Below are 22897 nucleotides of genomic sequence, written 5' to 3'. Positions count from 1 at the left end.
CCTCCGTCACCTCGGGTCCGGCACCTTGGAGAACAGACGAAAAAAGTTGTTCGAGGTTGTTTCTGCAATCACCTCGTACGAAACGCCTTTCACCTCGGCCAGCACCTCCGCCGTATGGCGAGTATAGGCCGGTTCGTTGCGTTTGCCGCGGTAAGGCAACGGCGCGAGATAAGGGGCGTCCGTCTCGACCAGAAGCCGGTCCATTGGAATGTCGGCGGCGATCTGGCGCAGCTCTTCCGAACGCTTGAACGTCAAAATGCCGGAAAACGAAATGGTGCCGCCGAGCGCGAGACCCGCTTCGGCGAGCGCGCGTCCCGAGGAGAAGCAGTGAAGAACGAAGGGGAAGGTCCCCTTCCCGCTTTCTTCCGTGAGAATCGCGGCCATATCGTCGTCCGCATCGCGCGAATGGATCACCAGCGGCAGCTGCGTTTCTCGCGCCGCGGCGATGTGCCGGCGGAAGACGGCCTTTTGGACATCGCGCGGTGCCTTATCGTAGAAATAGTCGAGACCGGCTTCGCCGATCGCGACCACCTTCGGATGGCGGGCAAGGCGCGCCAGCTCCTCGGGAGCGATGTCCGGCTCCTCGCCTGCGCTGTGCGGATGGGTGCCGACGCTGGCGTAGACACGGTCGAACCGCTCCGTCAGCTCGACCAGCTTAGCGAACTCGCGAACGCGGGTCGAAATTGTCAGCATCAGGCGAACACCTGCCGCCTCGGCCCGCTCGATCAGGGCTTCCCGCTCGCTCTCGAAGTCCGGGTAGTCGAGATGGCAGTGGCTGTCGACCAGAAACGGCAGGGTCATGATTCTGGCTTTGCCTCCGGCTCGACATAACGGGGAAAGACCGGCTGCGGTGCAGGAAGGGCCCGACCGGGAACCAGCGCCATGTCGGGCGTCAACTGGGTGAAGCTGCGTTCGCCCTCGGGCACGGCGAGGACCGCCAGCAGCCGCGCCGCGCCTTCCGGCACGAAGGGCTGGAGCATGATCGCAACGCGCCGCAGGATCTCCGCCGTGACGTAAAGAACGGTGCCCATTCGCGCCGGGTCTGTCTTCCTCAGAGCCCAGGGCTCCTGGGCCGCGAAATAGCGGTTGGCGTTGGCGACCACTTGGAAAACGGCCGCGAGGATCTGATGGATCTCCTGAGTTTCCATCATAGAGCGCGCACGATCCAGGAGGCCGCGTGCCTCTTCCAGCAACGCCTGATCGGCCTCGCTGAAGGGGCCGGGCTCGGGCACCGCGCCGCCGCAATGCTTGCCGATCATCGACAGCGAGCGCTGCGCGAGATTGCCGAGATCGTTGGCGAGGTCCGAATTGGTGCGGTTGACGATCGCGTCATGCGAATAGCTGCCATCCTGGCCGAAAGGCACCTCGCGCAGAAGGAAATAGCGCAGCTGGTCGAGCCCGTAGACGTCGACCAGGGAGAAAGGATCGATGACGTTGCCGACCGACTTCGACATCTTCTCCCCGCGGTTGAAGAGGAAGCCGTGAGCGAACACACGCTTGGGAAGCTCGATTCCCGCCGACATCAGGAACGCCGGCCAATAGACCGCGTGGAAGCGGACGATATCCTTGCCGATGACGTGGAGATCGGCAGGCCAGAATGGCCGCCGTGCCTCATCGTCCGAGAATCCGGTCGCCGTCCAATAATTGGTCAGCGCATCGACCCAGACGTACATGACATGCTTGGGATCGCCCGGAACCGGAATCCCCCAATCGAAGGTCGTCCGCGACACGGAGAGGTCCTTGAGCCCCGAGCGCACGAAGGACATGACCTCGTTACGGCGCTCCGCCGGGCCGATGAACTCCGGGTGCGCCTCGTAATGGGCGAGGAGTCGTTCCTGAAATGCGGACAGGCGGAAGAAGTAGCTTTCCTCCTCGTTCCACTTCACCTCGGAGCCGAGAGGCTCGCGCCGGACGCCATCCTCGCCCACCACCGTCTCGGATTCGTCGAAATAGGCTTCCTGGCGCACCGAGTACCAGCCGCTGTAGCGCCCGAGATAGATGTCGCCGGCGTCCGTCATTCGCCGCCAAATTTCCTGGCAGGCCTTTGTGTGCCGCTCCTCGGTGGTGCGGATGAAGTCGTCGTTGGAACAGCCAAGCGTCTCCAGCATCTTGCGGAAGATCGAGGAGTTGCGGTCCGCCAGCTCCAGCGGAGTCAGCTTCTCCGCCTCGGCCGTCTGCTGCATCTTCAATCCGTGCTCGTCCGTGCCGGAAAGAAAAAAGACGTCGTAGCCATCCAGCCGCTTGAACCGGGCCAGAGCGTCGGTTGCGATGGCGGTGTAGGCATGGCCGATATGGGGCTTGCCATTCGGATAGAAAATCGGCGTGGTGAGGAAGAAGCGTTCGGACATGCGCGTGTTCTTGTGCCGGCGGTCAATCATCTCCGCCACATAGGACATCCCGGCTCCAGCCTCAATGCGCCAGTTTGGTCCGCGTCAGTTAAGCTCGCCGGCCAATGCGAAATAGCCGAGGAAGAAGGTCAGAAGATTCTGCTTGCGATCGAGGTTGAACGCAGCGGCGGCGGCAAAGCGTTCCGCCTCGCTCTGCCAAAAATCGGCGAGTCGGCTTGCCCTGTATGCTTCCCCCTCGCCCAGCGCCATTCTCGCCGCATCGGCGATCTTGGCGAGCGCAAGCTCGATCGTCAGGTCATAGGCGGTTTCCCGCCCCTTCAGCGTCAGAGCATCGACCATCTGCTGAATGCCGCCCCAATCGGGCTCGCGCACCCCCAGGAGCCCCCGAAGCCGTTCCTCGACCTCAAAGGCGCCACTGGCGGCAAAGGAGACGGCGCGCCGGGCGCTGCCCTGCGCCAGAGCCACCGCCCGCTCCACCTCGGCGCCCGCGAGCTGCAACGGCAGCGCCTTCAGGATCGCGCCGAGATCGGTGGGCTCAAGTGGCCCGAAACGCAACGTGCGGCAACGCGAACGGATGGTCGGCAGAAGCCTGCCCGGCGTATGATTGGTGATGAGGATGAGCGAGCGGCGCGGCGGCTCCTCGAGTATCTTCAACAGAGCGTTGGCCGCGCTGCGATTCATGTCGTCGGCCGGGTCCAGAATGGCAATGCGCCACGCCTCGCCGCTGGTCGCCTGGAAGAAGCGATTGAGGCGCCGCACTTCATCGACGGTGATAAACGACTTGAACCCTCCTCCCCGGTCGGATGCCGGCCGCGAGAGGTAAAGAACGTTCGGATGGCTCTCTTGCGCGATCTGGCGGCGGATCACCGCGCCCTTCACCGGATCGCCGTTGGACAGGACAAGGCGAGCGAAGGCGAAAGCGGCCGTCGCCTTGCCCACCCCGCGAGGTCCCTGCAACAGCCAGGCATGATGAAGCCGGCCGCTCTCATATGCCGCCTGAAGCTCCGCCCATGCCGCGCGATGGCCGATAAGTTCCTCTGTCACGGATGGCGGAGGAACGCCCTCGATGGAATCGTGCTCCTCCGGCGCGAGAACGTCGTCCATCATCGGATCCTCCCTCTCTCGCCCTTGCTCTCGTCCCGCGCCTTGTGCCGGGAGGCGAGCCGCTGATCGACAGCCGAGGCGATTTCTCCGGCAATGGCATCCACTGAACGGGACGCATCCACGACGACGCACCGCTCCGGCTCATCCCGCGCGATTGCGAGGAAGGCTTGTCTTCGGGCCTCGTGGATGGCGACATCCTCCTTTTCGAAGCGGTCGGCATGGCCGATGCCGCGCCGGATTGCGGCGCGCGCGAGCCCGTCTTTGGCCGGAATGTCCAGAATGAGCGTGAGATCGGGGTAGACACCGCCAAGTGCGGCGCGCTCCAGCGCGTCCAGGAAAGACGCTTCCACGTCTGGCGAGAGTCCCTGATAAACGCGCGAGGAATCATGGAACCGGTCACTGATCACGATCGCATCGCGCTCCAGCGCAGGGCGGATCAGATTGGCAACGTGGTCTGCCCGCGCTGCCGCGAAAAGCACGGCTTCCAGTTCTGCGCCCAGTGCTTCGGCGGCGCCGGACAGGATCACATGGCGCAAGGCGTCAGCGCCGGGGGAGCCGCCGGGCTCCCGCGTGGTCACGACCGTGTACCCTCGATTGCGCAGACGCGCGGCAAGCCGCTCGATCTGCGTGGTCTTGCCGCTCCCCTCCCCACCCTCGAATGTGATGAAAAATCCGGCCACCGATCTCGAACCTGCCACCTCGCTTCCGCTTCTTTCAGAGCATTTTGAGCCAACCGAAGGCAAGCTCGCCGGCCGCCTCGAGTGCCCGCCCCGAGAAAGAGCCGACCGCGATCGACTCGGCGGTGTAAAGCGGCGCCGTGAGGCTCAGGCGCTCGCCAATCCTGATCTCGATATTGGCAACCTTGGTCCCCTGCTCGACCGGCGCCTTCAGCGGTCCGACATATTTGATGTGCGCCGTGACGCTATCCGGCGCCTGCTCCGGAACCAGCGCCACGAGGTCCTGCGAAGGCGTCAAGGCGACCGAGGATTGCGTTCCGCCATAGACTTCGGCTGTGCCGACGACGTCACTCGCGGCAAACAGCGTTTGGCGGCGGAAAGAATCCCGCGCCCATTCAAGCAGCCGACGAGCCTCGCTGGCGCGCTCCTTGGCGCTCGCGAGGCCGCTGACCACGAGAATGGTCGTCCGGTCCTCGCCGTGCGTTACGCCGACAAGCGAGTAGCCGGAGGATTCGGTGTAGCCGGTTCCCATGCCATCCGCACCGATATCCATCTCTAGGAGCGGATTGCGATTGCGCTGGAAGATCTTGTTCCACTCGTAGGAGGGCTCGGCGTAGATCTTGTAGAGATCGGGGTAGCTTCTCTCGATGTGGCGGGCGAGAACCGCCATGTCCCTCGCGGAAACCTGCTGGCCATCCGCCGGAAGGCCCGTGGGGTTGACGAACCGGCTGTGCTTCAGCCCCAGTTCCTCGGCGCGCTGGTTCATGAGCATGGCGAACGCCCCCTCGGTTCCAGCCATGCCTTCGGCAAGCGCGATCGCCGCGTCGTTAGCGCCCTGAACGATGGCTCCTCGGATCAGGGCCTCCACGGGCACCTCGGAGTTGAGCTTGGCAAACATCGTGGCGGCGCCGGACGGCGCACCACCCGTGCGCCACGCATGCTCCGTGACGGCAAAGGTCTGGTCCAGCGCGATCTTGCCCTTGGCCAGCGCGTCGAAAACCAGATCCATCGTCATGAGTTTGGCGAGCGAGGCCGGTTCGAACGGCTCGTCGGCGCTCTTCTCGAAGAGGACGGCCCCACTCTCGCCATCGATCAGAATTGCCTGCTTCGCGGTGGTTTCGATGGTCGGCGCGCTGCTCTCCTGGGCCGATCCCGGCACGACCGCGAGCAGCGCGGCCATCAGAAGCGAGCACAAGAACAGCCGGAAGGGATGGACGAGAAACGAACGCAGCATGCGCTGACATGTACACCGGAAAACGTCAAAAGACAGTCTCGGCGCAGCGTGAATGTCGCGAAGGCTCCGCGCCCTCGCTACGCTTGAAATCAACCAGCGACTTCGTGGACCACGAAGGCGTCCGTCGCGCCGACTGTCCAGAGCGCCTGAAGCAGTCGATCCGAATTCTCACCCGCCGCGCAGTCGATGGATAGGGCGACGCTGCCATTGGCGAGCGGTTCCTCGATCAGCCGGCCATAGGGCTGGGCAATCTCGCCGATGACCTGTCGCAGTTGAGGGTCGTCAACGACGCCGACAACGATCTGATCGCCGCGTGAAGCCAGGGCTCCATCGCCCTCTGTCCCGGCCAGCGCCGTCACGGCCCGCGCCGCACCGTCGATTTCCGGCTGAGCTGCGAAGGCCGAAACCATAAGGTCGCGCGGTTGGGGAATGGGCGCGCGTGCGGGAAGCGAGGCGGGGACCGCGGCTTCCGCCTCCGCGTCAAACGTCGCCTCGAGAGGCCGGGCGTGAGCCAGCGCATTGAGGGCATCGAGCGGGCGCGCCCGCGGCAGAGCAACAACGGAGGGCGGCGCATAGGCGGCCAGGAGGGTCGGCGCGTCATCCTCGGAAGCTGCCGTCGCCGGCGCGTTCGACGCCACCATCACTGAATCCGGAACCGCCGGCACTTCCGGCCCAGGCCGATAGGACGCCATCAACATCGCCGAGTCGTCGCCGTCCGTCGGCGCGCGGCCGATGTAATCCAATTTGACCTTCGCGGTGCCGACGCTCTTGAAGTCGAGCATGTCCGCGACGCGAGACGAAAGATCGACGAGGCGGCCGTGAGCGAAGGGGCCGCGATCGTTGATCCTGACGACGATGGAGCGTCCGTTCTCCTCATTGGTGACTCGGGCATAGGACGGCAGAGGGAACGTCGGATGGGCGCCCGACAGGCTGTTCATGTCATAGACTTCACCGTTCGCAGTAAGACGCCCATGAAAATTGGGGCCATACCAGGAAGCGGTTCCGACCTTCGAATAGTTCGGGTCCTCTTTGGGATAATACCATCGCCCTCTGACGCGATAGGGCTTGCCAACCGTGGTGCGCCCTCCCCCTTTGCGGACTGCCAACAGTGACGTCACTCGCGGGCTGGCCGGCACGCCGTAAGTCTTAGCGTCGAACTTGACCGCGGTCGCGATCGGCGCCTGTTCGGCGGTCTCGACGGGAGCTTCGGCCTGACAGCCGCCGATCGAGACAAGAGCGATCAACGGCAAAAGAACCGAGCCTAGATCGCGCGCCAAACGCTTCGCGGCCAATGTCATTCCTGGCGTGTCCCCACTCGCTGTGGACGCGGCTCCCCGTGCCGCATCGCTCGTTCACGGGAACGTTAAAGCGTCGTAAAGACTGTGAATCAACCGCACCCGCTGCGGCTGAAAGCCAGCCTTTCCTCACCTTTCCACTTGACTGTTGCGCAGGCGCATCAAGCAAATGAGGCTGCGAAAACGGCGCGCCACTCCACCGACCTTCATCGGGGGCAACCTCATCAACAAATATGCTGGAAATTCAGCGTGCTGAATGACGAATTGGATTCGAATTTTCAAAGTAAGCCGGCTCTGCGCGCATGCCGCCAGCACTTTTTCGCCATGAAAATGCCTTATTCTGAAGCGGCAACTCCCCGATAACATTTTGTTACAGGAGCCCCCTCTGCACCTTCAATCGCGGAACGGGGCGGCAGCTTGCTCAAGAGCAAGGCTCGGTTCGGCAAGTGACAAGTTTGCGAAGGGAGACCCCGCCCGCTGTCGATCCGGACGCGTGCAGTTGCGAACTCGTCCACTCCGTCCCAGCCGCCGGTGGCAACGTTCGAGCCAAGCTCGACGAAATCGGCATCCGTGTCTTAGGAACGATCTGTCACCCACGTCTCCGGGTCAGACAAGATTGAGCGTGGCGGGCCGCGACCGATAGTGATGATCACTACGCTTACGCTATAGCCCTACAAAATGACGCCTGAAAGTGGTTTGAGCGTAAGCGCTGTTCCGGCGGCACCTTTCGCGCGTGGTCGTGAGCGACGATGTTCGGAGCCTTTGAGGGCTTCGACACATGACGATTTCAGAGTTTACGCTTAAATCCAGCGATCCTGAGCCCGCGCGGCGGTTCGAGGTTTTCACGGGTTCCGGCCGGAGGCGCGAATGGTTGCCGGAGGAGAAGGCTCGGATCGTGGCGGAAAGCTACGATGCCGGCGAGACCGTGAGCGCAGTGGCCCGGCGATATGCATTGTCCCCGCAGCAGTTGTTCGCCTGGCGTCGGGCCGCGCGTCAGCCATTGGCGGGAGCGCCGGCACCGGAGCCATTGTTTGTTCCGGCGGTGATTGCGGCGCCGGAGCCTGAACCGTCGGGGAAGCGCGCGAGATCGACGCGGAAGCGGAAGGCCGCGCCAGACGCCGGCGTGATCGAGCTGGAGATCGACGGCGTTGCGATGCGGGTCGGCCGTGGCGCCGACGCCAGGACGGTTGCGACGGTGATCCGTGCGTTGAAGGCAACGTCGTGATCGGGCCGACTGGCGCCGTCAAGGTCATGGTGGCGACAAAGCCGGTGGACTTCCGCAAAGGCGCGGAGGGGCTGGCCGCGCTGGTGCGCGAGACGATGGGCGCCGATCCGTTCAGCGGTGCGGTCTATGTCTTCCGTGCCAAGCGCACGGACCGGATCAAGCTGATCTTCTGGGACGGCACCGGCGTCTGCCTCTATGCGAACGATCTGCATTCATACTGCATCTCTCTTTCGCACTCAGTTGAAGGTTTTGGCTTGGCTGGCATTTTCCTTATGAGCGGCGAGGCGATCGACGAGCTGGTTCCATCGACTGGATTGCTTTTGCGGTAAATCTGTCTTCGGAAGCTCGTACAGGTAGTAGTGTCCGTTGTAGGCATGGCTGGTGACGAGGCCATGTTCAGCCCATCTGGCGAGGGTATGCTCATGGATATTGAGGTGTGCAGCCGCCTCCTTCTTTGTCAACATCCCACGATCCCGGAGCCGGTCATAGCGTGATCTCAGCTTGTATTCGCGAACAAGATAGGTGACGCGTTTGGTTGTGAAGCGGGCGTTGCGCTGGTCACGGCGCGTCACCGAGCCCGGACGGTATCCCTGATTGTTGAGAATGTCGGCGATCTCGGAAAAAATATGATCGTCGAGGAGCTTATCGATCAGTGCAATGATGTCGGGGTTCGTCTTGACCTGCTGGCTGGGCGATTTTGGGCTGATGGTGACGAGTGTCTGGGTTTTGCCGCCTTTGAAGCGAATATGAGCCTTGGTTGTGCCTCTCTTCGGTAGTTTGAGGAGGGTGACGTCCTCAATGATGTGGGCAAGCAAGCGCTTTCGTTCGCGGTTCGGGGTCTCTGGGTTGGTCCAGAGTTTTTTGAAGTCCGCCGTCATTGCGACCAACCGCTCGTAGACGGCCTTATCGAGGATGAATTGATCGTGCTCCCAGCCGCGCTCGCGCTCTTCGCGGGCATTAGCCAAGATGCGGAGCTTCTCGTTCCATTCGCCTTCGAGCGTGTCGGCGACGAGGCGGTTATTGGGATCGACGAGCATGAAACGGCGCTGGGCGAGATCGGCTTCCGTTTGCGCGCGCTCGATTGCGCGACAGCGCAGCCGGTCCGCCTCTTCATGTCGCGCTTCGATCTCTTTGCGGACTTCAATCGCCAGTTCGATGGCTGCCGGCGTCATCTGCTCGGCGATCAGCATGCCGATGGCTTCGTCAACAGGAGGTGCAGCGATCGCCTGGCAGAGGGGTTCACCGCGATTGGTACGGGCGCGATCACAAACGTACCAGGCTTCCTGCCGACCGCGTCGGGCAGCGTAGCGCATGTGAAAATGCCTGCCGCATTGCCCACACACGGCGCGCCCCTGCAGCAGCGCCGGGCCTTCCCGCGGAGGTGATGCGACCGCCGCGTTCCATTTATGGCAGATGTTCGACTTCAGAATCCTCAGGTTCTCCTGATGTTGCTCCCAACTGATGTAGCCGGGATGGGCATCTGGAATGCATGCTGTCCAATCGTCACTACCTTGTTTGCGCACGAGCTTTTTGCCATCGATGGTTCGTCGATAGCGACGGCGGCCATAGGCATAGGCTCCGGCGTAACGTGGATTGTGCAGCACGCGCATCGCCGTCGAAGGCGTCAGTGGCCGGAAAACCGTCTGGCTGTCGTGCAAGCGAGAGGGAAAGAGAATGCCTTCCTGCCGAAAGGCCTTGACGGTCTGGGAGGCGGATCCGACGCGAGAGAACGTCTCGAAGAAATGGGCGATCGTCTCTCTGACTTGCATGTCCGGATCAAGCGTTACATTGCCGGAGTGGTCATAGACCAGCCCGGTTGGCAGCGGGCAACGGAACTCGCCACGCCGGGCCTTATTGAGGATGCCGCCGCGCAGCCGCGCCTTGATCACATGCAGTTCGGCCTCACTCATTGTTCCCTTCAAGCCGAGCAGGAGCCGGTCGTTGAAACTTGCCGGGTCATAGACACCGTCCTCGTCGAGGATCAGGGTGTCAGCAAGGGCGCAGATCTCGAGTAGACGCTGCCAGTCGGCATTGTTGCGCGCCAGACGGGAGACCTCCAGGCCCATGACGATCCCGGCATGTCCCATGCCGACATCGCTGACCAGCCGCTGAAATCCCTCACGCCAGACCGCCGATGCGCCGGATTCACCTTGATCGCTATCGATGACGATAATCTGCTCCTCGCGCCAACCAAGGGCGATAGCGCGCCCGCGAAGCGCATATTGCCGCATGGCGCTCTCGGTATTGTCGATGACTTGCCGCATCGAAGATTGGCGGATGTAGAGGTAGGCGCTGCGTTCGAGGTGATGAGGCTGGACTTTGAGATGTACATTCATCGTGATCTCCGATCGTTGATGCTCATGGCGATTGTCGCAAGGACGTGAACGACGGCGCTGTGTCCGCGGTGCAGCGGCCAAGCAATTGACGATGGGTAATTCTGCTCTCGCGGGGTGCTTGCTGTTGCGGTCAGCGTCTGAGCCCATCCCCACATGCCCCGGCGCAAAAAGAGCATCAGGCCACTACGGGCCATAAGTGGCAGCGCTGCGCCGAGAGCAGCCTTGCGCAAGACCTCGTACTGGGACGCGATGGTCGACGGTAGGATCGGGCATGCCGCCGTCGCGGCAAGGTTTACCTGCCGCTTTTTTTTAGAACCCGCTCGATCGATCTGGGATGAAGCTCGATATCGAGTTCCTGGCGGAGCAGCTTGGCAAGTTCCCGGGCGCGAACGGGTTCTCCTGGAGCGAGCTGCGCCCGCAGAAATGCCACGACCTTGTCGTCGATCTTGTGGGGACCGCGGGGCCCCGGCTTTGTCGGCACTAGTCCGGCAATCCCGGCCATATCGAAGTTCACCTTGGCCTGGTAGTAGGTCGGCCTGGAAACACCGTACTCGTCGGAGGCCTCCGTCACCGACACCTTGTCGATGGAGACGCGCCGCAGCATCTCGTATTTGACCTGCACGGCGTCGTGCGGATCGAAGAACTCGCTGCCCCGGAACTTTGGATCGCGCACCTTCTCGGGGGTGGGATTGAACGTGCCCTCTTCGATGAGGACATCCGTCTTTGTGCGCTTGCTGTCGTACTTCGCAGACATCGATGGCTCCGAGGACATGAAGCGGCGTTATCGTAATGCTAATTATGACGCATTTTACTGCCTCGTCAAGGCAACCCTCATGATTTAGCATTAGATAAGCCCTGTAATTGCGGGATAAATTCCACGAAAATAAGACCCATGCGGCATAATCAGCTTTACAGATGCGGCATATTTATCTTTACAGCTCTGCCCATCATCGTGTTCTGGAAAGGCGCTCTACCAGGGCGGCCAATTCCATTAAGTCGGCGACCCGCAAGAGCGACCGTCCGTTACCCATGACAACTTCAGGATCTGGGCTCATAAGGTCAGTCCATTGCGGGGGAACGGACCAAACGGTGGCATCCTCGGTCTGCAACAGCAAACGTTTGCCCTGCGAGTTAGCTCGCTCGCCGACGCAAGGAAGCTGTTGTCCAAAAAGGGGATGAAACGGGTGCATGACCCGCACTAACTGCTGACCTGCGCTGGTCGGGGCTGCATTCTCAGATGAGGTACAAGCGGCTGGAGGATGGCGAGTTCCGCTGGCCGAAGGTGCAGGACGGGATCATGCGGCTGACCGCCGCGCAGCTGTCGGCGCTGCTCGAAGGTCTCGACTGGCGACGGGTCCATGAAGCCCGCCCGACGCGCGTTCCGGCGCAGGCGGGTTGATCCGCGACCAAGTGAATCAGCCCGGATTCCACGGTCGCCCGGTGCCGGCGAATATGGTCTGATCCGCTCATGGCGATGACGGCGGACCAGCTTCCCGACGATCCGGATGCGCTGAAGGCGATGGTCCTGGCGCGCGACGTCGAGAATGCGCGGCTGATCCAGATCATCAGGGAACTGCAGCGTCACCGCTTCGGCCGGCGCGCCGAGACGCTGCCGGAAGACCAGTTGCTGCTGGGCCTCGAAGAGGCCGAGCAGATCGAGGCCGCCGGCGAGGAAGAGGCCGAACGTGTCGACCCGCGCGAACGCAATGAGCGCGCCACAAAGCGGCGAGCCAACCGTGGCGCGCTGCCGGCGCATCTGCCTCGCATCGAAACGATCGTCGACATCGACAATCACGTCTGTCCGTGCTGTCGCAATGGCCTGCACCGGATCGGCGAGGATGTGAGCGAGCGGCTCGACATCGTTCCGGCGCAGCTGCGCGTGATCGTGGTGCGCCGGCCCAAATACGCCTGCCGCGCCTGCGACGATGTGGTCGTTCAGGCTCCGGCTCCCGGCCGGCTGATCGAAGGCGGCCTGCCGACCGATGCGACCGTCGCCCAGGTGCTGGTCTCCAAATACGCCGATCACCTGCCGCTCTATCGCCAGGCGCAGATCTACGCCCGGCAGGGCATCAATCTCGACCGCTCGACGCTCGCCGACTGGGTCGGCCGCGCCGCCTGGCACCTGCGTCCGGTGCACGAGCGACTGCTGGCGAAGTTGAAGGCTTCGCCAAAACTGTTCGCCGACGAGACGACGGCGCCGGTGCTCGATCCCGGCCGTGGCAAGACCAGGACCGGGCAACTCTGGGCCTATGCCCGCGATGATCGGCCGTGGCAAGGAGCCGACCCGCCGGGCGTCGCCTATGTCTATGCGCCGGACCGAAAGGCCGAACGTCCGATCACTCATCTGGCGGGCTTTACTGGCATCCTGCAGGTCGACGGCTATGGTGGCTATCGCGTGCTCGCCGACAAGAGCGGTGCCACGCTCGCCTTCTGCTGGGCACATGTGCGCCGCCGCTTCTACGAACTTGCCGCAGCCGGTCCCGCGCCGATCGCCAGCGAGGCGCTCCGGCGGATCGCGGAGCTCTACAGAATCGAAGATGACATTCGTGGACGATCGGCGGAGCAGCGTCGTGCCGTGCGCCAGGAAAAGAGCCTCCCGATCGTCGCCGATCTCGTACCCTGGCTGCGCGAGAAGCTCGAGCTGATCAGCCAGAAGACAAAGCTCGCCGAGGCGATCCGCTACACGCTCTCGCGCCGGGATGGCCTCTCGCGCTTCCTCGACGACGGTCGCATCGAGATCGACAGCAACACCGTCGAACGCTCGATCCGCCCGATCGCGCTGAACCGCAAGAATGCACTCTTCGCTGGATCGGATGGCGGCGCCGAGCACTGGGCCGTCGTCGCTTCGCTGATCGAAACCTGCAAGCTCAACGGCGTCGAGCCGCTCGGCTACCTCGCCGACGTGCTCACCAGGATCGTCAACGGCCACCCCAACAGCCAGATCGACGATCTCCTCCCCTGGGCCTACATTCAGGCTCCCGAGTTCAGGGCCGTGGCCTGACAACAGCGCTTACGAATAAGAACCGTACCGAGGGTTAGCAATCGATCAGGCGGACGGTTGAGGTCGCTAGAGAATCGTAGTCATCGCCCGGATAGTCCGGTTGACTATAGTAGCTCACGCAGCGTTCCGTTTCGGCAGCCTCGTCGGAAAGGCAGACCTGGTATCCATCCTCGTCAAGATAGAGACTCACGCATACCTCTCCCCGACCGCCATCCGGCGTGATGCAAAAAAATTCCAACGGCTCTTCCTCGAATTCGCTGCCGTCCATTCCGGCAAGTGCCAGTTCAAACGGACCAGCACCAGCCAGAAACAACGTCAATAAAAGCAGCGTCCATCGCACGCGGTGAGACGACATGGGCAGTCTCCTTTACCAACGGAAATGCCCTGCGCCGCTTCGCGTGCCGCCATTCGGACCGACGGCGCGATAGCCGCCGACACAACCATAGGGACCGCATCTACGGGCGCCCTGGACACTACCCCCATTGGGGCCGATGATTGTGCCAGCGCCAGCACAGCCGCGGGGACCGCATCCACGGGCTCCGGAGGCGGTGCCGCCATAGGGGCCTGTTACCGTGCCGGAGCAGCCGTTTGGTCCGCAGCTGCGAGCCGCCTGGCCGTAATAGGCGGGGCCGCGATAGTACCAGGGATAGCTGGCGTAGTGGTTGTCCCAATAGGCCTTGTTGAAGGCAACAACGGCGACCCCGACACTTGCGGCAACGGCCGGCGACAGGACGACCGGGGCACCATTGTAGACCACCTGAACATAGCGTGCCGACACCCAGCCCCGGTAGCTGCCGAAACCGATATCGCACCAGGTGTAGCCCGGCAGACAGCCATGGGTGACGATGCGTGCGCCGACCGGAACGACGACAACGACAGGATATCCCGTCGAGGGTCCGGCCCTTAGATTGACGTTGCCGGTGGCAACTGCAACGGTCGCCGCCGCAGCCATGGATGCCATGGCAAATACCATGACGATCGCGATGCATAATCTCTTGATCATATCCCTATCCCTTATGATCCGACATTCCCCAAGTGGCCTGCCGCTTGACTTCAAGATCGCCTGATTTTGCTCGCTGGGCAAGCGTTTTTCGCCCCGAGCGGTGTCTGTCGTCGCGCAAACGGCCGAAGTCGGGTGGATCAAGCCTCGAACCCGCAGCATTCTGGCCCGGCAGAGCCGCTTTTCCGCGCGGCAGACGGACCTGTCCTGCCGCTTTCGTTCAGCTTGGGCATGGATCGTGGTCATGCGCATGACGGAGGCGTTCGAAGACGGCGGATGGCGGCAAGGACGGCCCGCACCATCGGGCCGGTGACGGCGACCTCGGCCAACTGGAAGGTAATGGCGCGGGCGTGGCGGACGACGCGGGCGCCGATCTTGATCAGCTTGAGTTGCAGGCTGGTCAACGACCAGTCCGCCATGGCCTCGGGCAGTTCGATGCAGCGCAGGAAGGTTGCCAGGTTGTAGGCCAGCGCGTGCAGTTGCAGCCGCACCTCGTTGTGCCGGAACTTCCGGCATGACAGCCGCGTCCAGCGAAAGGCATATTTGCCTTCCTTGATGTGCTGCTCTGCGGTGCCGCGCTGGTTGTAGAACCTCACCACCCAGTCTGGCTCCATCGGCAGGTTGGTGACGATGAAGCCGACTTTGGGGAACAGCTCGCCCGGATGCCATTCGATCTTGGCGATGACGCGGCGCGGCTTGTCCCAGGACGCCGCCTGATACTCGAAGTCCTCGAAGAACCGTTTGACCTTGGTCAGCGAAGGCCGTCCCACGGGCCGTGTCAGCCGATGCGCGATCTTCTCGCGCAAGACGGCGTTGGCGGGCAGACGGATGGCGTAGAAGAACCTGGCTTCTTCCAGCCGCATATAGATCGCGGGGATCGCGTAGGCAGCGTCGGCCCGGAAGAAGCGTCCACCAAGGTCGCGGCCAGCATATCGGGCAATGACGGGATCAAGGACATCCCGCCAGCCATCGGCGCTGTGGACATTGCCGTTACGCAGGGCGCAGCGCTCCAGCATGCCAAACTGGTTGAACAAGAAGATGGGGTGATAGCAGGTGCAGTCGAAATGCCCGTTCCAGGCAGCACCTTCCTGATCGCCGTGGGTGGGGCTGACCGAGCTGTCCATGTCCAGCACGATGTATTTCAACCCGTTGCGGTCATGAAACCGGTCGATCCATTGGCCGTTCAGATCGGCCAGCGCCGCCCGGTTCGCGGCCAGAGCCAGCGTCTCGGTCTCGAACCGTCCCATCTGCGATGCCGAAGCAGCTTGCGCCTCGACGGCCCTGCCGCCAACGACCTGACGCATCACGGGATCGAGGGCCAAGCGGTCGGCATCGTTCACATCCTCGTATCCGGCCAGTCGTCCGAACACCGATTGCCGGAACAATCCGTCAAGCCGATGGAGCGTGTTCTTCCCGGTGCGGCTGTCTCGCAGCGCCTCCGACGCCAGATTGGACAGGCCGAGCACGTCATCAAGCTCGCGCATCACCAGCAGGCCACCGTCTGAACTGATCTGCGCACCACGGAACTCCAGACGCACACGGCGGTCGAAATCAACCCGATCTCCCCGCGCCAAGCCCGCACCCTCCAGGTGATCCATGAAACGCGCCCCTCGCAGCCGTCAACGCCATGATTTATATGCGAAATATCACGATTACGACAGCGAAATCAGCGACTTACTTGGAGAATGTGGGATGATGGACCGCGACTGCGGAGCCTTCCAACCGCGAGGCTAGGCCCCGAACATCGCTCGCCCATCTCGCGGACGTAGAAATTTGTAGCTTTTTGTTGCATGGCCGGACTCAGAGAACCTGCAGGCGGTCCGGCCCCGCTCGTTCGCCGACGACGCGACCATCGGTCAGCTCGATCGTCCGGTCAAAGAGATCGAGCGACCGGGGATCATGTGTCACAACCACGATCCCGGCTCCCCTCGTGTCGGCAATCTGACGGAAGAGTTCGATCACCTGACGCCCGCGAACACCGTCGAGCGCTGCGGTCGGCTCGTCCGCCAGGATGAGGGTGGGATCGTTGGCGAGAGCGCGGGCAATCGCCACGCGTTGCTGTTCGCCGCCGGAAAGCCGCGATGGGCGATTGCCGATGCGATGTCCGAGACCGAGCCCTGCCAGCAGCCGCTCGGCGTGGCGGCGGGCATCGCGGGCAGGCACGTCATCGATTTCCATTGCCAGCGCCACATTTTCCGAAGCCGTCAGGAAGGGAATGAGGTTGGCCTTTTGAAACACGAAACCGATATTACGTCGTCGGAAGTCGCGCAGCCTGTCGAGCTCTTCTCCTGCCTTCGAAACGAGGGCGCCGCGAATTCTCACCTCGCCTTCGGTTGGCGGCTCCAGCAGGCCGGCGATCAGAAGCAGCGTGCTTTTTCCCGATCCGCTCGGTCCGAGGATCGCAACCAGCTCGCCGGCATTGATATCCAGCGAGACCCCGTCGAGCGCCTTGACGATGCTGTCGCCGCTGCGGTAATGCCGGGTGGCATCGCGCACCGACAGGATCGGCTCGGCCGTCACGACAGCACCTCCTGCGCCCTGACTTTCAGCGCCCTCCAGATCCCGAGCAGGCTCGCAAAGGCGCAAACGGCTCCTACGGCGAGCGCAAGACCCGCGAAATCCCATGGATCGATGACAACCCTTCGCGGAAAGAACGGGAAAACCAGTTTCGACATCGCCAATCCGAGAACAAGCGCACCAGCGCCGATCAGGAAGGACTGCTGGGCGATCATCGCGACGATGACGCTGTTTCGCGCACCGATGAGCTTCAGCATGGCGATCTGATGAAGCTTTTCCATCGTCAGCATATAGATGATGAGGGAGATGACGATCGCCATCACCACCAGCAGGACGCCGGTAAAAGCCAGAATCTGCAGTCTGAGGCGCCAGAGGCGCTGGTTCAGCAAAAGGTCCCGCTGGTCCGCACGCGACAGGATGTTGGCATCGCCCCATGCAAGGACATCGGCTCGGACCCGATCCTCGTTCGCCCCCTTGTCGAGGCTGACGAGAACGGCGGCGATCTTGCTGTCCTGCGGCACGGAACTTTCGGAGGCATCCGCAGCTCCCGTCCTGCCCGCCGCGTTGCGCGCCAGCAAGACCTCTTCGCTGGTGCGCCGCTTTGCGATCGCCATCGCGTCGTTGACGGTAACGAACATCAGTCCATCGCCGCTGGCGTCGACCATGCCGCGCGTCAGACCGACGATCAGGTAGTCATCCTGACCCAGGCGCACCCGGTCCTCCAGCGAGAGCCCGATACTTTCGTCGGCGATCGCCTCGAAGTGCCCGGCAGTCAGATACCGTCCTCGCTGCAGCTCAACCCACTCTCCTCGATCCTTTGGAAAATCGAGGCCGGTGATGGAGGCGCGCAAATCACGTCCTTCGAAGCTGAATTGCTGACTGATCTGAACAAAGCGCCGGACCACAGATACGCCGGCGATACCCTCGACGCGCCGGTCCATGTTTGCTGAAACGGCAGAGCTTTCGGAGAAGGGCCCGGCCCGGCCCCCTTGGACCACCCAGAGATCCGCGCCGATCTTATCCACCACGAGAAGCGCATCTCCGACGATACCCCGGTAAAGACCGACCATTCCGGTCGAGGCCATGATCAGGAAGCCGACGCCTGCCGTCGTGAGCAGAAAGCGCAGGAAATTGTATTTGACGTCCTTGAAGGCAAGATTCATCGCCTTGTTCCACCTTCGGCTATCTTCATGCCGTAATAGGCATCGCGCGGCTCGCTCAGAATGACATCGTCCGGTTGAAGTCCATGCACGACCTCCACGAACGGCCCGCCGGTGTCTCCGAGCGTCACCACGATCCAGTAGGCCCGACCGCTCTCGATGATCCAGACGCCCGATTTTCCCTGTCGCCTTTCGATCGCGCCGACCGGCACGGCAAGGACACCTTTCCTGGTGCCGACTTCGATCGTCGTCATCGCACGCTGACCCAAGGCCCAGTTTGGCGGCAGTGTTCCAGGGTGCATATCGACGGAAAATTCGCGCGTTTCGGTGTCGACTTGCCGGCTGACGCGCAGCACGGTCGCCGTCACCGAATGTCCCTTGCCGGCGCCGTTGAACCGGATGACGGCCTTTTGGTCTGGCGAAAGGCGGTAAATCGCGCTCTCGTCGAAGCGCGCCGACAGGATGACCGAAGCCGGATCAACGAGCCGGACAATCTCGGCGCCGGGTGTGATCGTGTCGCCGACATAGTGATCGCGTGAGACGACAACGCCGTCGAAGGGTGCGCGAATGGTTCCTTCAGCGAGTTTAACCCCCTGGGCCTCCGCAGTCGCGGCGGCCGAGGTTTCCTGAGCCTTGGCCTGCTCTATCGCCGCCCGTGACCGCTTGAGATCGGCTTCGGCCTGCCGGAGCGTGGCCACCGCGGTATCATAGGATTCCTGGCTTGCGATGGTTTTTTCGAGTAGCCTTTTCTTGCGATCGAAATTCTGCTGGGCATTGGCGAGTACCGCTTCGGCGTGCTCACGGTCGGCGTTGGCCAGATCGACGGCCTTGCGGGCGGCGTCGACCGAGGCCAGCGATGCGCCAAGCTCACTCTTCAGATCGTCGGTGACGATCTCGGCAATGACATCCCCCTGGCTGACCTGGTCGTTGCGATCGACCCGCATCGTCGCGATCACCCCCTGCAGTCGGGAGCTGACCGCGCTTATGCGCGTCGCGTCCAGCGTGCCGGGGCCGGTCAATTCGATAGTCAGGTCGACAGGTTTCACGGTGAATTGGTCGACGGCGTGCGAGACCAGATAGCGGTTGCCCAGCCATACGACGCAAAGGACCGCGAGCGCCATGGTGACGGCGCTAACACGTCTGAACCGCCCGCCGGGGCGCGAGGGCGGCCGGGAACCGATGACCTTGGCATCATTGGAAGCGAAACCGTCCGGCGGGGCGCCGGCATTTCTGCCGGCGTCCTTGTCCTTGGCCGTTCGCTTCTGCCGAGCGCGCGCATCTTCAACCGTCTGATCCATGAGCCGTCACTTCGGAAGAGCCTCAGCGAGCGCGGCCTGGCAGCTCGGCGTGAGGTTCGCCCGATTTGCCTGAAGGCAAGCGGCAATCCGGCCGCCACCCGGCTGAATGCCCTGGCAATACTGCTTGAGATCAGCCTTGCAAGCCTGGACGACTTTCCTCGCCAGCGCCTGCATTTCGGGGGTCATCTGGCTTTGAGCCATAGCGGCTGCGGGCGCTGCGCAAGCAGCGGCGAGCAGCGCAATGCTCAGCCAACGGGTCGGGGTCAGGCGATTGATGGCACTCATAATATTTCCTTCCATTGATCTGTCTGTTGGGGAGCATCAGCCTTCGCTCGCCCGGTTGTGGGCGATTTAGGTTTGGCTGCCGACGCCTTTTTGCGCGTGACGGGGCCGAAGAGAACGGCGATTTTTTGCTTGAGCGTGGAAGCTGCGCGCACATCTCGTATCATTGCGCTCCATTCGGAAAACGCGATGCGCAGCGGATGATGCGATGCCGAGCCGCCACGCAGACCGTAGGTCAGCGGCTTGCCGTCCGGCGCTTCGGCAAAGGTGCCGAACAGCCGGTCGAAGACGATCAGTATGCCGCCGAAGTTCCTGTCGAGGTACTCGGCGTCCGAAGCATGGTGCACCCGATGATGGGAAGGCGTGTTGAATATCCATTCGAACGAGCCGAAGCCGGGTGAGAGCTCGGTATGAAGGAAGAACTGATAGGCAAGGTTTGCCGCGAGCGTCGCGACGATGGCGAACGGATGAAAGCCAAGAAAGGCCAGCGGCAATACAAAGGGACGAAGGACTGCATGGCCGAGCCTCGATATCGCGCGAGATGATCATGAAATTGCAAGCCGGCGGCTTCCTGGGGTTCGGCGTGCCGCCGGCTCGTCACGGTGCGGACTGGCTATGGTCGACTACCAGTTGACGCTCCCCTGACGGGTGACGGTATTGCCGTTCGGGCCTGTCGTGGCCGCCGATCCGCTGCAGGAGCCACCCTCCTGGCAGGTTACCGTTCGTGACCGGGAATAGGTCTGGCCGTCCGGACCGCTTCGGGTCACATCGCGCGAGCAGGAGCCGCCCGAGCAGCCGCCGCTTGCGTGCATCGAGGCTGTGCCGTTGGCGCCGCTCACCGAACGATCGCGGCTCCACGCATTTGCGTCAGCGGCTGCCGTCAATGCAAATGTGCCGGCCAGAACCGCGGCGGTGATGGTCTTCATCATGATCTTGTCCTCTCTGTCATCAGACTTTGCAGGAATGAGACTTTGCAGGAATGCCGAAAGCCGGGTGCATTCGACATACGGACAAGATTCGACGCTTTCGGTATCACGCCGATAAACAGCCTGTGTCGAGATGTTCGGTTTTGTTGCTGACGTGTAGAGAATTGTAGCAGCGGCCTCCGCATTCTTGATCGCACTCTGGTTTCGGTTCATTTTCCGGCCATGGAAGACTTGGTACGCACAATCCTCGTCGTGGACGATGATCCGGAGATAAGGCGACTCGTCGCAGCCTTGCTGTCACGCGAAGGCTTCGACGTCCGAACCGCCGAAAACGGCCTGGAACTGGACGATGTTCTGCGCAGGGTTCGGCCGGATCTGATCATCCTCGACCTGATGCTGCCGGGAGAGGACGGGCTTTCGATCTGTCGTCGCATGCGCTCCGAGGGCGCTTTTCCCATACTGATGCTGACCGCCAAGAACGACGAAATGGATCGGGTGGTGGGACTGGAGGTCGGTGCCGACGACTATGTTTCGAAACCGTTCGGACCGCGCGAACTCCTTGCGCGCGTGCGCGCCCTTCTTCGCCGCAGCCAGTCCCAGCCTCTCCAGGCCGCGAGCCGGCGGTACGGTTTCGATCGCTTCATCATCGATCTCGATGCTCGCCAATTGACTGACGAGGACGGCGAACCGGCAACACTGACGAGCGCGGAATTCGACCTTCTGACGTGCTTCGTGCTGCGCCCTCGCCGCGTTCTCTCTCGCGATCAGATTCTCGACTGGACGCATGGCCGCAATGCCGATCCGCTCGACCGGACGGTCGACATCCTGGTGTCGCGGCTGCGCAAGAAACTGGAGAGTCTCAGCCCCGGCAACACCCTGATCAGTACGGTCCGCAACGGCGGCTATCTGCTGACGGTGCCGGTGCGGCAGGTACTATGATGTTCCGTCTTGGGCTGTCCGCTCGGATCCTCGGCGTAGGCGTAACGTTCCTTTTGACCGCCTGGATCGCGCTCGTGGCGTTTTACTACTGGTCGAACGGCCTCAGTCGCATCTCCACCTATCCCCCCACCACCCAGATTCTCATGGTGGCAGATGTATTGTCGGAGGCCGGACCGCAAGCGCGCAGAAAACTTGCTGCGGCGATCGGTTCGTCCGTCCTGACCGTGGAGATCGATCCGCCCGGCGTGACGGCGCCGGAACCGGTCACGCGCGAGCATATGGAAGATCTGCCGGAGTTTGCCGGCTACCGCGATGCGCTGGGAGAGAGGCTTGTTTCGATCAGTAGACTTGGCGCTGCCGAATCCGGTGCCAGGCGGCCGCGTTTGTTGGCAGGAGCGATAGACCCCATCGAGTTCCGGGTGCGGCTGAACGATGGCGCCATCGCGCGGCTGCAAACAAAGACGCCGTTTATCGTCACACTGTTCGGTCTTCCGGCCGGCATGGGTGCCGGCTTGGTGGGAACGCTTTTCGCGCTGGCTGCCTTCATTCTTCTTCACCGGGAAATACGACCGTTGACCCAGCTTGCAGCCGCGGTGGACAGGATGGATCCCTCCGTGGAGCCGGTGCAGTTGACCAAAATCCCTTTCCGGACGCCGGAAACCGTTGCTCTCGTGAAGGCATTCGAGCGGCTGCAGAACCGGCTTCAGTCCATAATCAGCAGCCGGTTCGCGCTCATCAGCGGCGTTCAACATGACGTGCGATCTTTTGCGACGCGTCTGCGGCTGAAAATCGACCACATCTGCGATCCGACAGAGCGGGAGAAGGCGATCCGCGATATCGCCGATATGGTTGACCTTCTCGACAACGCTCTGCTGACCGCCCGGGCCGGCGTCGGCGCACTCGATGAAGAGCTTCTGGATCTCGTCGCCCTTGTCGAGCAGGAGACCGCCGATCTGAAGGCATCGGGCTGGAATGTGGCCCTGAAATCCCCGCCACAATATCGAGAGATACTCGTTATAGTCGATCGCCTCGCAGTCAGGCGAATCCTCGCGAACCTCGTCGACAACGCCATGAAGTATGGGCAGATCGCAAATGTTACGCTAAAGGAGCGCGACAACACAGCGGTCATCCTGGTCGAAGACAATGGTCCGGGCATTGCTGAAGGCGAAATCGATCTTCTTTTGGAACCGTTTGTTCGCGCGGAGCCCTCGCGTGCCCGCAAAACCGGTGGGGCCGGGCTTGGCCTTGCTGTGGTTAGAAACCTTGTAGAAGCCCAAGGCGGGACGATAGTTCTAGGCAACCGTCCCGAAGGCGGAGCCCGTGTAGAAATCCGCTTCCCACTATTCGAATCTCAAAAGGCATAGCCTTGGGTCAACGACTCTTATCACATCTGCGCCCGAGACGACGCCAATCGCCTTCAATCGCAAGGGCGCTGATCCGGGACAACGCGGAAGATCGCGATCGCATCTTCAACCATCTCTTCAGTCGGACCTTACGCGAGGTATGCGAAACTCCGACTTCCTGATCCACATCAATTTTGCGCGGCAAGCCGCGC

Annotated in this window: 24 protein-coding genes; 6 read left to right on the top strand and 18 right to left on the bottom strand. The window is 62.3% G+C overall.

Annotated elements, in window-relative coordinates; all coding sequences use genetic code 11:
• Positions 1-6: 6 nt before the first annotated feature.
• From B5D38_RS02035 to B5D38_RS02010, 6 genes are all read right to left on the bottom strand, one after another.
• Positions 7-801, bottom strand: a complete 795-nt coding sequence (locus B5D38_RS02035; protein ID WP_078706673.1) for a TatD family hydrolase — start codon at positions 799-801, stop codon at positions 7-9.
• Positions 798-2396, bottom strand: a complete 1599-nt coding sequence (gene metG, locus B5D38_RS02030) for a methionine--tRNA ligase (protein ID WP_425349304.1) — start codon at positions 2394-2396, stop codon at positions 798-800. Before metG ends, B5D38_RS02035 begins: the two co-directional genes overlap by 4 nt.
• Before the next feature lie 36 nt (positions 2397-2432).
• Positions 2433-3455, bottom strand: a complete 1023-nt coding sequence (locus B5D38_RS02025) for a DNA polymerase III subunit delta' (RefSeq protein ID WP_078706672.1) — start codon at positions 3453-3455, stop codon at positions 2433-2435.
• Positions 3452-4132, bottom strand: a complete 681-nt coding sequence (tmk, locus tag B5D38_RS02020; RefSeq protein ID WP_078706671.1) for a dTMP kinase — start codon at positions 4130-4132, stop codon at positions 3452-3454. The genes B5D38_RS02025 and tmk overlap by 4 nt, the downstream gene beginning before the upstream one ends.
• 34 nt (positions 4133-4166) lie before the next feature.
• Positions 4167-5363, bottom strand: a complete 1197-nt coding sequence (locus B5D38_RS02015; protein ID WP_245318722.1) for a D-alanyl-D-alanine carboxypeptidase family protein — start codon at positions 5361-5363, stop codon at positions 4167-4169.
• An 89-nt stretch (positions 5364-5452) separates the two neighbouring features.
• Complete coding sequence (locus B5D38_RS02010; protein WP_078706670.1) at positions 5453-6661, bottom strand: septal ring lytic transglycosylase RlpA family protein; 1209 nt, start codon at positions 6659-6661, stop codon at positions 5453-5455.
• A gap of 775 nt (positions 6662-7436) precedes the next feature.
• On the opposite strand from B5D38_RS02010, the gene tnpA reads away from it, so the two are divergent.
• Together tnpA and tnpB (B5D38_RS22675) are read left to right on the top strand one after the other, a co-directional pair.
• Complete coding sequence (tnpA, locus tag B5D38_RS02005) at positions 7437-7883, top strand: IS66-like element accessory protein TnpA (protein ID WP_050746558.1); 447 nt, start codon at positions 7437-7439, stop codon at positions 7881-7883.
• 26 nt (positions 7884-7909) lie between these two features.
• Positions 7910-8212, top strand: coding sequence for an IS66 family insertion sequence element accessory protein TnpB (gene tnpB / locus B5D38_RS22675; RefSeq protein WP_279481382.1), 303 nt, complete (start codon positions 7910-7912; stop codon positions 8210-8212).
• Here the strand turns inward: tnpB (B5D38_RS22675) and B5D38_RS01995 are convergent.
• The 3 genes from B5D38_RS01995 to B5D38_RS22810 all read right to left on the bottom strand — a co-directional run bounded on the left by B5D38_RS01995 (position 8120) and on the right by B5D38_RS22810 (position 11409).
• Complete coding sequence (locus B5D38_RS01995; protein WP_050747113.1) at positions 8120-10219, bottom strand: recombinase family protein; 2100 nt, start codon at positions 10217-10219, stop codon at positions 8120-8122. The genes tnpB (B5D38_RS22675) and B5D38_RS01995 overlap by 93 nt on opposite strands.
• Before the next feature lie 292 nt (positions 10220-10511).
• Complete coding sequence (locus tag B5D38_RS01990; RefSeq protein WP_050747112.1) at positions 10512-10973, bottom strand: helix-turn-helix domain-containing protein; 462 nt, start codon at positions 10971-10973, stop codon at positions 10512-10514.
• Between the two features lie 193 nt (positions 10974-11166).
• Entirely contained in the window at positions 11167-11409 is a 243-nt protein-coding gene (locus tag B5D38_RS22810; protein ID WP_164056374.1) for a DUF5372 family protein, read from the bottom strand.
• A 20-nt stretch (positions 11410-11429) separates the two neighbouring features.
• Between B5D38_RS22810 and tnpB (B5D38_RS01985) the strand changes: the two genes are divergently transcribed.
• The gene (gene tnpB / locus B5D38_RS01985; protein ID WP_256364416.1) at positions 11430-11618 is read left to right on the top strand and encodes a transposase; all 189 of its coding nucleotides are present in this window, start codon (positions 11430-11432) and stop codon (positions 11616-11618) included.
• A 69-nt stretch (positions 11619-11687) separates the two neighbouring features.
• On the top strand, positions 11688-13220 hold the full coding sequence (gene tnpC / locus B5D38_RS01980; RefSeq protein WP_050742833.1) for an IS66 family transposase: 1533 nt from the start codon (positions 11688-11690) through the stop codon (positions 13218-13220).
• A gap of 34 nt (positions 13221-13254) precedes the next feature.
• Here tnpC and B5D38_RS22140 read toward each other — a convergent pair whose 3' ends face one another.
• The 9 genes from B5D38_RS22140 to B5D38_RS22355 form a co-directional block, all read right to left on the bottom strand.
• Complete coding sequence (locus B5D38_RS22140; protein ID WP_050742834.1) at positions 13255-13575, bottom strand: hypothetical protein; 321 nt, start codon at positions 13573-13575, stop codon at positions 13255-13257.
• Positions 13576-13587: 12 nt separating this feature from the next.
• Positions 13588-14223 carry an SH3 domain-containing protein gene (locus tag B5D38_RS01970; protein WP_078706666.1) on the bottom strand — a complete coding sequence of 212 codons (636 nt, stop codon included), beginning with the start codon at positions 14221-14223 and terminating at the stop codon, positions 13588-13590.
• Positions 14224-14462: 239 nt separating this feature from the next.
• The gene (locus tag B5D38_RS01965) at positions 14463-15818 is read right to left on the bottom strand and encodes an IS1380-like element ISPme1 family transposase (RefSeq protein ID WP_012112698.1); all 1356 of its coding nucleotides are present in this window, start codon (positions 15816-15818) and stop codon (positions 14463-14465) included.
• A gap of 202 nt (positions 15819-16020) precedes the next feature.
• Positions 16021-16740: an ABC transporter ATP-binding protein gene (locus B5D38_RS01960; protein WP_050742835.1), complete on the bottom strand. Its 720-nt coding sequence runs from the start codon at positions 16738-16740 to the stop codon at positions 16021-16023.
• Positions 16737-17900, bottom strand: coding sequence for an ABC transporter permease (locus B5D38_RS01955; protein ID WP_050742836.1), 1164 nt, complete (start codon positions 17898-17900; stop codon positions 16737-16739). The genes B5D38_RS01960 and B5D38_RS01955 overlap by 4 nt, the downstream gene beginning before the upstream one ends.
• Positions 17897-19018 (bottom strand): efflux RND transporter periplasmic adaptor subunit, encoded by a 1122-nt coding sequence (locus B5D38_RS01950; RefSeq protein WP_245318719.1) that lies wholly within the window; start codon positions 19016-19018, stop codon positions 17897-17899. The genes B5D38_RS01955 and B5D38_RS01950 overlap by 4 nt, the downstream gene beginning before the upstream one ends.
• Before the next feature lie 183 nt (positions 19019-19201).
• A complete protein-coding gene (locus B5D38_RS01945; protein WP_245290093.1) occupies positions 19202-19480 on the bottom strand; it encodes a cysteine rich repeat-containing protein in 279 nt (92 codons plus the stop codon).
• Positions 19477-19971: a sterol desaturase family protein gene (locus B5D38_RS01940; RefSeq protein ID WP_245290094.1), complete on the bottom strand. Its 495-nt coding sequence runs from the start codon at positions 19969-19971 to the stop codon at positions 19477-19479. Before B5D38_RS01940 ends, B5D38_RS01945 begins: the two co-directional genes overlap by 4 nt.
• Positions 19972-20100: 129 nt before the next feature.
• The gene (locus B5D38_RS22355) at positions 20101-20616 is read right to left on the bottom strand and encodes a hypothetical protein (protein ID WP_197283952.1); all 516 of its coding nucleotides are present in this window, start codon (positions 20614-20616) and stop codon (positions 20101-20103) included.
• A 9-nt stretch (positions 20617-20625) separates the two neighbouring features.
• Here B5D38_RS22355 and B5D38_RS01930 point away from each other — a divergent pair, with 9 nt between their 5' ends.
• Both B5D38_RS01930 and B5D38_RS01925 read left to right on the top strand, forming a co-directional pair.
• Entirely contained in the window at positions 20626-21342 is a 717-nt protein-coding gene (locus B5D38_RS01930; RefSeq protein WP_050742840.1) for a response regulator, read from the top strand.
• Positions 21339-22706, top strand: coding sequence for a sensor histidine kinase (locus B5D38_RS01925; protein ID WP_245318716.1), 1368 nt, complete (start codon positions 21339-21341; stop codon positions 22704-22706). Before B5D38_RS01930 ends, B5D38_RS01925 begins: the two co-directional genes overlap by 4 nt.
• The last annotated feature ends 191 nt before the right edge of the window (positions 22707-22897 follow it).

The organism is Consotaella salsifontis, assembly GCF_900167365.1.
Classification (GTDB): domain Bacteria; phylum Pseudomonadota; class Alphaproteobacteria; order Rhizobiales; family Rhizobiaceae; genus Consotaella; species Consotaella salsifontis.
The sequence above is the reverse complement of the archived record's forward strand: the minus strand, read 5'-3'. Positions and strand labels throughout refer to the sequence as shown.